Consider the following 11,776-nt stretch of genomic DNA (forward strand, 5'->3'; position numbering starts at 1 on the left):
CATCAGCGCAAGAAGATCGAGATGAACTTCGCACACTTGAAGCGCATCCTGAAGCTTGGTCGGCTCCGATTGCGCGGCCCGCAAGGTGCCCAGGATGAGTTTGTTCTAGCCGCCATCGCCCAGAATCTGAGGCGGTTTGCATCGCTGGTCGCACGACCCCCACCGGCTCAGGCTCTGCGCAGCGCGTAGCGTAGCGTCGAAGTTGCGTAAAATGCGTCAGGGCCAGCGCTTCAGAGCGCGGCTCAACGAAGGGCCCAGCCAAATCCATTGCAGCCGACTTTTGCAACAAAATCGGCCAGAAGCTGACATGCAGTGGGGTATCACTCTATCAACAGCAGCCCCCGCTTCTTATCGCCGTCGAACGTATTTACAGCGTCGAACAGCCGCTTCCGTTCGACCAGCCATGGCTGGAAGTTGAAATTGATATCGAGCACGAAAACGAGATCCTCAGCTTCGAAGTAGCCCCCAATTGGGGAGTGATGTCCACTACCAGCACCAAAAATTTGAGCGCGATCGAAATTCACGATGTAGCGTCGGCCCGGATCGTTGGTGCGACGGAGATGCTCCAGAAACTGGTTCTCGCTGAGATCGCGTAAGACCGTAACTTTCCGGCTCGTGTTGGTCTGGGCGACTTTGGCCAGCTCGTCGAGCGTGAGACCCATGATGCATACGCCTGTCCAGCAGCTCCATGTACCGGCCAACACCTTGCCCTCCGTGCTTGCCGCCTCGCCAAGCGACCGGTAGGCATTCGCAACAGCTGCAGGTCCGCAGCGAGAGCCATTTGACTGCCAGTCAACATGTCTTTGGAATGTGGCTGCCACGGGCAGGTGCCACGCACGCTCCATAAGCTCCGGAGCACGTGTTACCGATGACGCTATGGCGTCTGATGGCACGTGCGATTGACCGACCACCAGGGCGCCGGCACAAGCCAGAGCCACGGCGATAACCATGCTGCTGATGCTGACGTAGTGCCATCGCTTCATGGGCCAGAACCTAAGCGGCAATGACGAAATCGGCCGGCAAGGACAACCCTACGGGCTCTCGGCGGTAAGGAGGCTGGGGTCGCAAGGAAACGTCGGCTTCGCTCCACAAGGGCGCGGCTTGCTTGGACTAGGGCTCGCGTCTGCTGACGGACGCGCGACCGCTCCGCGAGTTGCTCGTGCTGCTTTTTTTCAGTGCTTTCGTCGTTGCCGGCCATCCTTGAATCTAAATCGGTCACGCAGGATTTCAACTTCTACCCTTGAGGCCGGAAACAAGTCGGACCCCCTGCCAAAAAATGGATTCGTCCCCATGGATTCCGTTACCGGAACCATCAGGTCGGAAGGCCAGGATACCTTGAGCCTTGCCGCCAGGGCGGCTTCGCCAGCGAGTCTTTCCTCAATAACGGGGCCTGCCAGCGAGGGACCGCCCCGATCTAATCAAAAGCAAAACCCACCTTGCTTCGGTTCAGATGTGTCTCGTCCCTCTTGCTCAACGTCTGCATCGGTTCTGAACAAGGCGTCCCAAATAAAAACGCCGCCGGACTCGAAATTCAGCAACCGGCGGCACTACTACGAACTGGGATGGTGTATTCCCCAGCAATCCATACCTAGCAAGCCCAATGCCAACCGACCGCGAAGGTGTATCCTTTGCCGGCGGAGCTTGATTCATCATGCTGGAAGCCATTCTCCTATTGCTGGGAATTGGGGCCGCAGCCCTTCTGCCGATCGCCTTCTGGGGACTGCATCCTCACGTGTGACTGCGCCTCGGGGGCCTAGCGCCTCAAGGCCGCCGGTTCACGGGGCGGGCTTGCTGCACGCGACTGTGATGACGGTTGAGAAACGCCGTGTGAAGTAGTTCACAAGCGGGAGGTATCTCTGCGCGTAGCATGGGCGCTTCCACTGGAGGGAAGCGCAATGAGGTGGAACTTGGCAACCTATCGAACGCTCGCGCTGACCGCCGCTGTTCTAGTGGCGGCTGGTACTACTATGGCCATCGGTACTCCTCGTGGAGTCCATGAACCAATGTTGGGATCCGATTGGCAATGCAGCCGGACCATGCTGCTCGTGACCACGTGCGCACTGAAGCATTGAGCGGAATAGCCGCAGACGCGCGCTCGGCAAAGCTAGCGGGCGCTCGTTCACACATCTCGGCCCTAATGAATGTCGGCCTAATAATCGGTTAAGGAAGAACTCATAGCATGTTCCGCCGTTGACCTGCATCCCGTCACCGCATGACGAGGTGGGTCCAGAACGGGGCCGATACCATGGCGGACCTCAGCGAAAAACTGGACAAGCTCCGTGCCGATGCCGCGGATTTGGCCCTTATGAGCAGGCGAACGAGCGACCCGCAAAAGCGCGCACTTTTCGAACGCTTGGCGGATGAGCTCGCCATAGAGGCTCTCGAACTCGAGCAGGTGGTGAAGCTGCAAAGCCGGCGCTCCGGTCACAGCGACTTGGATAAAGTCGTCCCCCTCCAGGCGCGTCCAGAGCGGCGCTGACACAATCCCGCTCCCCCTTGTGGGCCACCGCCTCAACTCGCGGCCTCTCGTCCACAGCTGGCGAGCCTTCATGCCTCATGGTCTGTCCGGTCTGGTCTACAGTCCAAACTCCTCCGGTTCCCAGGCCAGCGGGTTTTCCAATGGATTAGCCGTCCTGACAGGTAATGCCGAGGCTGTCGCAGGTGAGTGCGAATAGCTCTTTTGACTTAGAATCTTCAAAGCAGAACCTGGTGCCAATCTCCGCCCGGTCGGTCCACCAGCCGGCGTTAGCTCCCTTGGCGATGCGGGCAGCTTCGCCTCGTAACAGGTCCAGTCGTTTCCCGGCGGCACGAACAATCAGGCAATTCTCCTTGGGCATAAACGTTCTCCAACGGCAATATTGGATTCCGCATGGTGCAGAAAAAGGTAGAGCTTGCGGCGAGGGAAACAAAGCTTGTTGGTGATTAAAAGCAGCCGGCCTGCACAAGGTCGCACCGATGTTCTCGCTGCGATCCGCGCATGGTCAACACACCGGGTGAAAAGATCTAAGTGAAATATACAGCCAGCCCCGGTGGAATGATCCTATCGCGACAATTCTGGCTCGCAATATGGTTCATTTCACAAATCGGCCACACCATGCATCAAGGGCCGCCGCCGATGGTTTGCTGGAAGACTACGGTCAGATTCTTCGAGAATTCAGGCTTTCGATCGCCAGTGTGACTAGCCCGCTACATCAACCTGAGCACCAACAGGTTACGTTTTTGAGACAGGTGGGCGTTCGTGCCATTTTGCGCAGCCAACGCTACACGCTGAAAGCGACCCGGCACGCGCAACTGCCGAAGAGCAGAGAGCTATCACGACCTGTTTCGGCATGTGGCCTCCTGACCCACAGCCGCCTCTAGTTTCACTGATGTACGAGCTTGGATCGCATGCCGATCAGCATTGTGTAGGCAAGTCGTCGCCAAATCAGGTTCATCAGGACTAGCATGGTGGCATCCCCGCGTCTGATGTCGTCAACCTACAACCTTGCCTGTTTCCGGACGACTTCGCCGATGGCATTAAATGGTTTCGTGCATCGGCGGTGGCCGCGCCAGCCGCTGGCAACGCCGACGGCTGGCTTGGGCGGGCGCCGGCTTTTCCGCTCGCTCGGCTGCTCGGCGACGATCCAAGCATCAGTCCGCCCAGTGTGCCTTTCTCGAGCAACGGCGTCGCGCGCATGCTCCAGAATCCGCCTTGCAATTGTGCCCGGAGACGCCGGAAGGGATCCGCGAAATCGCCGCTCCAATAGTTCGCGCTCCATCGCACGATGGTGGTGCCGGTCCTTCACCGTGATCCAGTGCTTCTGCTAGTTGACCCGTTGCGAGGCCGATCGGTCGTCCGGCCGCGAGCCAAGAGGCCCAGGTTGTTGCCCGGAGAACGTAGGATTTCCAACAACCGATAGGTAAAATCCAAAATTAAATAGAATTAAATATAGACAAAATCCAATGGCTGATTTAATTTGGGAAAACCTTGACGCCGGACGAACGCGAAGCTCTCCGAGAAACGGCTCCGGCATCCTGCCCCTGCTTACGCCTCAGATGTAGGGGCCGTTTCTTCGAGGAATGGGATGCGAACCATGCAGTTCCTGTCCCTAGGTGACGTGTTTCTTGTCTCCGCGATGACAGGAGCAATCATGCTGGTTGAGATCGCACTTTTCATCATTGTGGGCTTGATCTGAGCCAATGAAGCACGATAACGGGAAATCACGGCCGTCGCGTCCGTGGGCCATGCTCGGGGCGAAAACACCAAACCGAGCCTCGCGGTTTGGCTGCACTAGCCGCACACGAGCGACGTCGACTTGGAATGCGAGCGGGGCAGGTCCGCGCCAGCCGAGCTCGACGTTCGGTCCGACGCTATTAAACGACAACGATCCTGGCGCGGGACCGCTCGAGCCATTTCCCGATGGATGGTGGGCGTCACCCTAAAAGCGAACAGTAGACCTACTGTCAAAAGCGACCAGAACCGACCTCCGAATCTTGCTGCCTCGTTCGACCGCACACAATCCGTTGCGGGGTGCGAGGCTCGAGTCGGCTTACCCGGCCGGTGTAGACCCCGCACCCGGGCCGCCTTTCTTTTTGCTCTCTCGGGCGCGGCCGGGACCGACCCTGCTTTCAGGTCGCCGATATTTCGCTCTGCTCGCTTCGCTCGACAGGAAGAACCTCGCGGCCCACCGCTGAGCCGGGCATTAGGGTTCGAGCTTGCAGGATCTCTGGTTCAAACCAAGAGCGCCACTGGCGACAGTCATCCAGTTCTCAGAGTACAAGCCCCAATGCGAGCCAGGTCGTAAGAGACAAGCAGACGCCAATTCCCAGATAAGGCAATGCTGTGCACATCGACTCCTCCGTGACCCGACACGCCTGACAATGCCTTCAGCGTCGCAGATTCGTGGGCTCACGCCTATCTCGATTTTGGCACCGCGTACTCTTTTGAGGGTATGCTTGCGATGAATCAATAGAACGCGACGGCGATGCGCTTCTCGTGGCGCCAGACCACGGCACAGCGGCGTGTGCTCCCGTCGGGACTGACAGTCAGCGCGAATTCATTAGGAAGTTTTTCGTCTGCAGCAACATCGAGAGCGGCGCCGTACGCTGAAATGCTTCGAATGGTGCACACTGTTTTGGACCGGCCAAAGCTGATTGAGCCCAACGTTACAGCGCGAGGCGAGCGAGGATTCTCGAACATATTGTTCTCCTGCTATTTTGAGACAACGCACGCAAATCGATCCCAATAACTGTTCCTTTGGCGCCGCAGCGCGCGCCTTTCGAGGCTGCCAGAGACGCCGACTCAGATTGTCCGACTTGCCTCAACCCAGTGGATGAGCCATCACGACCACTGCTCCGGGGCACCTTCCGAAATTGGTAAGTCGAGGCCAAATCTCTATCGTCCTCTCCACGCTACGCTGAGCTCGTTTAATACCTTTGATGCGCGCCTTAAGTTGGTATTTAATACGCTGCATATTAAATCATAAAATTAAATAGTTAAATAACTATTTGGGGAGGATCGGCGAGCCCGGGGCGGAGACCATTCGCAATCATCGCGGATGTGCGGACCCCGGATTCAAGGCGGTTCTCCGGTGGTACTGTTCGGCGCAATCGATTTCGCATGGTCTTTGCTATTTGCCGCGTCGTGGCTCCTCACCCGCGAAGCCGCCATGCCAGCGCGTCGTCACAGCACCTCTCCGGGACCAAGGTGAGGCCCGGTGTGCCTAGGAGCCCGGGCCTCATAACCTTATCAGAAGCCTGACAATTGTTCGGCTACAGTCTGTCCGAGATTGCAGCCTCATCCTTCATCGGGCCAGCCTGACCCCTTGGGGCTGGAGGGGACAGTTCGGGGGCCAAGCGGTCCGACGGCTGGCGCGTGAGGACGCGCCATGCAATTCGAAACTAGTCCCGGTCAAGGACATCGCTGTGTTCACTTGTGACCAAGGACACGTATTTGTAATGTTCCGGCGCTGGAACATAGGGTGGGATGTAGGTCAGGCCCGTCTGGAGAAGCTACGGCGAGACGCTGCCGATCCGGCACGCCCGAGCCGCAACATGCGCCGCCAACTTGGCTCTAAGCGTCATCTCGCACGGGCATCGAACGCCTATTTCTCCCGCACGCGTTCATTCGAGTTTTGTCTGCCGACCAAGGGCACCACGGGGTAAAGGTAAAAAACCGTAGTCATCCAGCGATGGAGCGGGAGCTATGATCGGCAGAGCGGCAGATCCGATCTGCCACTAACAGCGGACCTCAACGGCCGATTGGACCACTTCGCTTTCGGGCCGTGAGAGGACGGGCTCGCTGCCTTATCAACTCCGCCGTGCGATCCCACGCCTCGACGGCATCAGCTTAGTGCTGTCGCATTTGCTCCTCAGCGTGAGTCCGAACAGAAAAGCAGATCAGTATTGGCGGGCGAGACGCCGCAACAGACAGTCAGGTCAATCGCAAACCTCGTAGCTTTGCGAGTAGGCACCGCTTGCCATGTTTGTTCCATTGCGCCCAAATGCGAGGCGACAGCCGCTTCTTACCGGGCGGCAGCCACCCTGGTTGCAGACGACCTGACCTGATGCCTGGGGCTTTGAGGGCGCGGTTTCGGCCTGACTTCGTTGCTGATCTCGCTTTGCATCATCCTGCGTTGCGACGGGCTTCTTGTCCCGGACCTTCTCACACTCATTATTGTCGTTGACGCGATAACCAGCGCGACACGCGATCTTCACGCAGGCATCCCCATTGGCCCTGAAACCATGATCGCAGACCAGCGGGCAGACTCGACCTGACCGGGCTTTAATTGCGTCCAGCGCATCTGAGCTTGCCAGCGCCGGGTTGAGCTTCGTTCCCGTGTACCTGTTGAACAGTGTTAGAGAGCGCTGTGACTTGGCACCCCACTCGCTGCTTTCCCCATCAGCTAGACAGCCGACTCGGCGAAGCTCCGACTGCACCGCCTTGGCGAGTTCTTGCGGCGACGGCGCGGGTTCGGACGAAGATGCAGTGGATGGCAGGGCCGCAAGCTTTTGGTCAGCTTCGGAGCTAGTCTTCTTCTCTGCTGCCTGCTTGTCAGCAAGTGCCTTGGCAACGGCGGCCTCAATCTCCTTGCGGCGTTGCTCAGCGGCGGCGGCTTTGGCCTCCTCAACTTGCTTAGCCTTCTCGGCAGCAAGCCGCGCATCCTCAGCAGCCTTGGCGGCGGCGGCAGCTTTGTCCTGTTCAGCTTTCTTTGCACGATCAGTGGATAGCCGTGCTCTTTCTTCTTCGGCCTGCCGGGCCTTCTCGACCGCCGCTGCGCCATCGGGGTCCCTTCTGCGACATCCAGCGATGTCCGCTGTTGCCCCGCGATTGGCAGATCAGCGGACATCGGAGGCGCTGGAGCCGAGCAGGCCGGCCTAGCCGGGATGCGGTCTTGAGCGCGCCTACTCTTCGTCCTCGTCGTCTTCTTCCTCCTCATCTTCCTCTTCCACTTGCACCAGCACGGCCAGTGGCAGCGTCTCGCGGAACAGGTCGCCTTCCATGCCCATCCAGAGGCAGAGCACGTCGTTCTCCTTCACCTCCGCAACCATCAGCGGCTGACCGCCGGATTTCAACATCACGAGATCGCCGGCTTTCAATTCCATGGATTGTCCTTTCGCGTGATCGATCTGGAAGGCAGCCTAGCAAGCGGTCATGACAGGCCGATCACGCCGGCTGGCCCCGACGGGAAATTCCGCCGGCGGGGTGGCGGAGAGGGGCGACGCAAATCAGGAGAGATCGGAGAGGTCATCGCCCGCGCCGATCGAGCCTCACTCCATCATGCTTTAGTCGCTCGTCTGCAGCAGCAGAAGATGCGGCACGGCCTCGCGATCGATGGTCGCGCCCAGCCGCCGGTAGATTTGCATGAAGCGCGAAGACGCCTCATCGCAACCGTATCACGGCTCGCCGGGCGCGAAGATCTCTCCGTCGCCAATTCCGACGATGATATTATGCCCCTGTTTTGCCCGACGGGATCAAGGTCGCTTCGCAAAATCCGTAAGGCCTTGATCTTGCTGGGGCCGTCTACTGTGCATGGGGTTGTTTTTCGATTTTTTGTTTGGCGGCCTGCTCAGGACCGCCCCGGCACCAACTCGGTCAGCGAGCGGATGATGCGGTCGGGCTTGACGGTGGAGCCTTCGGGCAGGCCGTCGCCGTGCACGTCGATCCAGATCGAATAGATGCCGAGCCGCTGCGGCGTCACGACTTCCCATTCCAGATTGTCGCCGATCATCCAGGTGTCCGCAGGCGTGACGCCGAGCGCCTCCATCGCATGCAGATAGGCGCGCTCCTCGGGCTTGCCGAAACCGTGCTCGCCCTCGATCTGGATGTGGTCGAAGCGATGCGCCAGCTCGAACCGCTCGACCTTGGCGCGCTGCATGTCGGCGGCGCCGTTGGTGACCAGCGCCAGCTTGACGCCGCGTGCCCTGAACGCGTCGATCGCATCATGCGCACCGGGGAAGACGAAGATCGCTTCCTCGCGGTAGGTGGTGAAGCGGTCGGCGATGCGATCGGCGAGATCGTCCGACAGGGCGCGATGGCCGTCGGCGGCGAGCGCGGCGAAGCCGCCGCGCACCGTGAGCCGCCGCGCCTCGCCGAGCTTCATCCGCCAGATCGGCTCCGCGGTCGACCAGAACTGCCGCGCATAGGCGAGCACCGCGGTCGCGACCTGTGGCGGCGGCAGCGGCGCAAGCTCCTCGGCAAACTCGTTCGCGATCGTGTTCCAGGCGATCTCGGGCCGGCCATAGGCCGACAGGATGGTGTCGTCCATGTCGATCAGCATGGCGCGGGGGAGCGGCTTCGAAACGATCACGGCCACTTCACCTCCGGCGGCATCGACGACAGGATCGACTCGACATTGCCGCCGGTCTTGAGCCCGAAGATGGTGCCGCGATCATAGAGCAGGTTGAACTCGACATAGCGGCCGCGCCGGATCAATTGCTCCTCGCGGTCGGCGGCGGTCCAGGCGCTGGCGAAATTTCGCCGGACGATCTCGGGGTAGATCTTCAGGAACGCGCGGCCGACGTCCTTGGTGAAGGCGAGGTCGGCGTCCCAGTCGCCGCTGTCGTGCCAGTCGTAGAAGATGCCGCCGATGCCGCGCGGCTCCTTGCGGTGCGGCAGGTAGAAATACTCGTCGCACCATGTCTTGTACTTGTCGTAATCGGCAACGCCGCTGTTCTGCGCGCAGGCCTCCTTCATCGCGGCGTGGAAGGCGATCGCGTCGGCATCGTCCTGCGTGCGGCGGCGGTCGAGCACCGGCGTGAGATCGGCGCCGCCGCCGAACCAGGCTTTGGTGGTGACGACGAAGCGCGTGTTCATGTGCACGGCGGGCACGTTCGGATTGCGCATATGCGCGATCAGCGAGATGCCGGAGGCCCAGAACTTCGGGTCGTCCGCGGCGCCGGGAATCTGGGCGCGAAATTCAGGGGCGAACTCGCCGTGCACGGTCGAGCAGTGCACGCCCACCTTCTCGAACAGCCGGCCATGCATCATCGACATCACCCCGCCGCCGCCGGGCGCGCCGGTATGGTCGGCGCGCTGCCAGGGCGTGCGCTCGAAACGGCCGGCTTCGCCCGGATAGAGGTTTTGCGGGGCGTCGTCCTCGAGCCGCTCGAAGCTCGCGCAGATGTCGTCGCGCAAGGCTTCGAACCAGGTGCGGGCGCGGGTCTTGCAGTCTTCGATCGTCGAACTGTCCATCGTCATTCCCGGTCGCTTGCCATGCGGATCGTGCCGCAGGGTGGGCAAAGGCGCCCTTGCGCCGTGCCACGTCTTTTATCGTCATCCTGAGTGATGGGCACGCTTCGCTTTGCCCACCCTGCGAGATCTGTCCCTATCTGATACCGAGCGATTTATGCGTCTGCACGCTGAGCCGCCATTGCGGATGGCGCAGGCAATAGTCGATCGCGCGCGCGGTGTTCTCGATCACCTCGGGTCCGTCCATCGGCTGCAGCGAGAAGCGCTCGAAAGCGAGATGCTCGAACGTCTCTGGCGCGGCGAGAGCCTGCGGGTAGACCAGCTTCAGCTCGTGCCCCTGCCGCAGCACCAGCTCGCTACCGCCCTTGGGGCTGACGCAGATCCAGTCGAGGCCGTCAGGCGCTTCGACAGTGCCGTTGGTCTCGACGCCGATCTCGAAGCCGCGGGCGTGGAGCGCCTCGATCAGCGCGGTGTCGACCTGGAGCAGCGGCTCGCCGCCGGTAAGCACCACGTAGCGGCTCGCTTCGGCGGCGCGCCATTGCGCGGCGATGGTGTCGGCGAGCTCGGCGGCCGAGCCGTAGCGGCCGCCGAGCGTGCCGTCGGTGCCGACGAAGTCGGTGTCGCAGAACTTGCAAGTGGCCTCAAGGCGATCCGCCTCGCGCCCGCTCCAGAGGTTGCAGCCGGCAAAGCGGCAGAACACGGAGGCGCGCCCGGCATGGGCGCCTTCGCCTTGCAGGGTCAGGAAGATTTCCTTGACCGCGTAACTCAATCGTCTCTCCTTTGGCCTTCAGACTTGCGGGTTTCGGATCTGCCGCAGCGCCTCGCCTGCGGCCATCGCCGCGGTCATGGCGACATTGAGCGACCGCAGCCCGGCCTTGATCGGGATCACCAGCCGCGCATCCGCGGCCTCGACCACCGCCTCGGTGACGCCGGCGCTCTCGCGCCCGAATAGCAGGATGTCCGACGTCTGGTAACGGAAATCGCGATAGTCGGTGGCCGCCTTGGTCGTGAACAGCAGCAGGCGGTAGCCGTGCGCGGCGCGCCAGTCCTCGAATTTCAACCAGGAATCGTGCCTGACGATGCCGACATGGCCGAGGTAGTCCATTCCCGCCCGGCGGAACGCGCGGTCGGACACCGGGAACCCCGCCGGTTCGATGATATGGGCGTCCAGTCCGAGGCAGGCGCAGAGCCTGAGAATCGTGCCGGTGTTCTGAGGGATGTCGGGTTGGAAAAGCGCTATCTGCATCGGGAGTGGCGGGTTGGCTGCGGGACGGAAATGTCTCAAGAAAACATCGCCTGCCCGGGAATTCGTGCATGGCGCGCCCCCGCGCCGATAGCGGGCTTGCGCTCGCCCGGCAAGGGTGCCAATAGAACGATTCTGGACTGCTGTTTCGCCTGTTTAGAGGCGAATAAGCAAAGTTCTGCCGCCGCGGGGGGCCGCGGGCGCCGGCAGCCTTTCCGGGGGCCTCATGGGCGCCCCCTGGAGCGGTTCCACCGGTTGCACAAGAAGAAAGGGTTGGAATCGTGACGACAGCGTCTTCGGCGGACCATCCGACACGCCGTGATTTCTTATTCGTTGCAACCGGGGCAGCTGCTGCAGTAGGGGGCGCGGCCGCGCTCTGGCCCTTCATCTCCCAAATGAATCCTGACGCCTCGACCATCGCCGCCGGTGCGCCGATCGAGGTCGATCTCAGCCCGGTCGCCGAAGGACAGGACATCAAGGTGTTCTGGCGCGGCAAGCCGATCTACATCAGCCACCGCACCAAGAAGCAGATCGAGGAGGCGCGCGCCGTCAACGTGGCGAGCCTGCCCGATCCGCAGACCGACGAGGCTCGGGTCAAGTCCGGTCACGATCAGTGGCTGGTCGTGATCGGCATCTGCACCCATCTCGGCTGCATCCCGATTGCTCATGAAGGCAGCTACGACGGGTTCTTCTGCCCCTGCCATGGTTCGGTGTATGATACGTCCGGCCGCATCCGCCAGGGCCCTGCGCCCTCGAACCTGCCAGTGCCGCCGTACCAGTTCGTTTCCGACACCAAAATCCAGATCGGCTGAGCTTTGGGCCTTCGTCCGAAGCTTCGCGCCGTCTCGTCGTATTATTTCCTC

At 61.1% G+C, this 11,776-nt stretch carries 11 protein-coding genes and 1 pseudogene; 3 read left to right on the plus strand and 9 right to left on the minus strand.

Translation table 11 applies throughout. The features are described from left to right. A partial coding sequence (locus E4K64_RS32105) for a transposase (RefSeq protein WP_167772372.1) occupies positions 1-189 on the plus strand: 189 nt, incomplete at its 5' end. 131 nt (positions 190-320) lie between these two features. Here E4K64_RS32105 and E4K64_RS32110 read toward each other — a convergent pair. Continuing rightward, complete coding sequence (locus E4K64_RS32110) at positions 321-983, minus strand: phytochelatin synthase family protein (protein ID WP_135166977.1); 663 nt, start codon at positions 981-983, stop codon at positions 321-323. Positions 984-2,245: 1,262 nt separating this feature from the next. On the opposite strand from E4K64_RS32110, the gene E4K64_RS32115 reads away from it, so the two are divergent. Beyond that, on the plus strand, positions 2,246-2,479 hold the full coding sequence (locus E4K64_RS32115) for a hypothetical protein (RefSeq protein ID WP_126257792.1): 234 nt from the start codon (positions 2,246-2,248) through the stop codon (positions 2,477-2,479). A gap of 145 nt (positions 2,480-2,624) precedes the next feature. Here the strand turns inward: E4K64_RS32115 and E4K64_RS32120 are convergent, their stop codons facing one another. The 8 genes and pseudogenes from E4K64_RS32120 to E4K64_RS32155 all read right to left on the minus strand — a co-directional run bounded on the left by E4K64_RS32120 (position 2,625) and on the right by E4K64_RS32155 (position 10,916). Beyond that, a complete protein-coding gene (locus tag E4K64_RS32120; protein WP_018319114.1) occupies positions 2,625-2,837 on the minus strand; it encodes a hypothetical protein in 213 nt (70 codons plus the stop codon). Between the two features lie 2,108 nt (positions 2,838-4,945). Further along, the gene (locus E4K64_RS32125) at positions 4,946-5,179 is read right to left on the minus strand and encodes a PilZ domain-containing protein (RefSeq protein ID WP_135166978.1); all 234 of its coding nucleotides are present in this window, start codon (positions 5,177-5,179) and stop codon (positions 4,946-4,948) included. A gap of 1,238 nt (positions 5,180-6,417) precedes the next feature. Beyond that, positions 6,418-7,257 (minus strand): annotated as a pseudogene (locus E4K64_RS41315) (caspase family protein); the annotation flags it as partial. Between the two features lie 126 nt (positions 7,258-7,383). After that, the gene (locus tag E4K64_RS32135) at positions 7,384-7,584 is read right to left on the minus strand and encodes a YodC family protein (RefSeq protein ID WP_135166979.1); all 201 of its coding nucleotides are present in this window, start codon (positions 7,582-7,584) and stop codon (positions 7,384-7,386) included. A gap of 464 nt (positions 7,585-8,048) precedes the next feature. Continuing rightward, the gene (locus E4K64_RS32140; protein ID WP_164718946.1) at positions 8,049-8,759 is read right to left on the minus strand and encodes an HAD family hydrolase; all 711 of its coding nucleotides are present in this window, start codon (positions 8,757-8,759) and stop codon (positions 8,049-8,051) included. 26 nt (positions 8,760-8,785) lie between these two features. Continuing rightward, a complete protein-coding gene (gene hemF / locus E4K64_RS32145) occupies positions 8,786-9,673 on the minus strand; it encodes an oxygen-dependent coproporphyrinogen oxidase (RefSeq protein WP_135166981.1) in 888 nt (295 codons plus the stop codon). 133 nt (positions 9,674-9,806) lie between these two features. Beyond that, positions 9,807-10,439, minus strand: a complete 633-nt coding sequence (gene queE, locus E4K64_RS32150; protein WP_135166982.1) for a 7-carboxy-7-deazaguanine synthase — start codon at positions 10,437-10,439, stop codon at positions 9,807-9,809. 18 nt (positions 10,440-10,457) lie between these two features. Further along, positions 10,458-10,916 carry a tRNA (cytidine(34)-2'-O)-methyltransferase gene (locus E4K64_RS32155; protein WP_135166983.1) on the minus strand — a complete coding sequence of 153 codons (459 nt, stop codon included), beginning with the start codon at positions 10,914-10,916 and terminating at the stop codon, positions 10,458-10,460. 278 nt (positions 10,917-11,194) lie between these two features. Here E4K64_RS32155 and petA point away from each other — a divergent pair, with 278 nt between their 5' ends. Continuing rightward, positions 11,195-11,725, plus strand: a complete 531-nt coding sequence (gene petA / locus E4K64_RS32160; protein ID WP_135166984.1) for a ubiquinol-cytochrome c reductase iron-sulfur subunit — start codon at positions 11,195-11,197, stop codon at positions 11,723-11,725. Positions 11,726-11,776: the final 51 nt, after the last annotated feature.

The sequence above is a fragment of the Bradyrhizobium frederickii genome, assembly GCF_004570865.1.
Classification (GTDB): domain Bacteria; phylum Pseudomonadota; class Alphaproteobacteria; order Rhizobiales; family Xanthobacteraceae; genus Bradyrhizobium; species Bradyrhizobium frederickii.

Coding starts and splice junctions, on each gene's coding strand:
- E4K64_RS32110 (WP_135166977.1), bottom strand. CDS start 983: ATGAAGCGATGGCACTACGTCAGCATCAGCAGCATGGTTATCGCCGTG.
- E4K64_RS32115 (WP_126257792.1), top strand. CDS start 2,246: ATGGCGGACCTCAGCGAAAAACTGGACAAGCTCCGTGCCGATGCCGCG.
- E4K64_RS32120 (WP_018319114.1), bottom strand. CDS start 2,837: ATGCCCAAGGAGAATTGCCTGATTGTTCGTGCCGCCGGGAAACGACTG.
- E4K64_RS32125 (WP_135166978.1), bottom strand. CDS start 5,179: ATGTTCGAGAATCCTCGCTCGCCTCGCGCTGTAACGTTGGGCTCAATC.
- E4K64_RS32135 (WP_135166979.1), bottom strand. CDS start 7,584: ATGGAATTGAAAGCCGGCGATCTCGTGATGTTGAAATCCGGCGGTCAG.
- E4K64_RS32140 (WP_164718946.1), bottom strand. CDS start 8,759: ATGCTGATCGACATGGACGACACCATCCTGTCGGCCTATGGCCGGCCC.
- hemF (WP_135166981.1), bottom strand. CDS start 9,673: ATGGACAGTTCGACGATCGAAGACTGCAAGACCCGCGCCCGCACCTGG.
- E4K64_RS32155 (WP_135166983.1), bottom strand. CDS start 10,916: ATGCAGATAGCGCTTTTCCAACCCGACATCCCTCAGAACACCGGCACG.